The following is a 429-nucleotide window of genomic DNA, read 5'->3' as shown; positions in this document are numbered from 1 at the left end:
GCATGGTACGACGCACTTGTCAAGCGAGATACATTAACTGGAATTGAAAATCTGATTGGTTCTAACTTTGCTGATAAGTTAGTAGGAAATACAGGTAAAATACCCTCAAAGGCGGTCTAGGTAAAGACACGCTGACAGGTGGTGGCGGTGCCGATAATTTCTTTTACAAGGAAGCAAAAGAAGGGGGAGACATCATCACCGATTTTAGTTTTGACGATCGCTTGACATTCTCTAGCACAGGTTTTGGTAATGGCTTGGTGCGTGGTGTCAAGCTGAGGACGACAGCAGCAGAGACAGGCGTGGTTGTGAGTGGCGCTAATCCTACACCTTTAGGTAGTAGTGCCAATTTCTTGTACAACACTAACACAGGTGTACTGCGATTCGATCCTGATGGCATCGGACCTAGTTCAGCAACGACGATCGCAACTT

1 protein-coding gene is annotated in these 429 nt (G+C 46.2%); it reads right to left on the bottom strand.

Going from position 1 to position 429, the window contains the following annotated elements; genetic code table 11:
• Positions 1–163 precede the first annotated feature (163 nt).
• On the bottom strand, positions 164–429 hold a 266-nt coding region (locus B1A85_RS24130), incomplete at its 5' end, for a hypothetical protein (protein WP_168192469.1).

It is taken from the genome of Chroococcidiopsis sp. TS-821 (assembly GCF_002939305.1).
Taxonomy (GTDB): Bacteria; Cyanobacteriota; Cyanobacteriia; order Cyanobacteriales; family Chroococcidiopsidaceae; genus Chroogloeocystis.
Note: the sequence above shows the minus strand (reverse complement) of the source record. Positions and strands in the feature narration are given on the sequence as shown.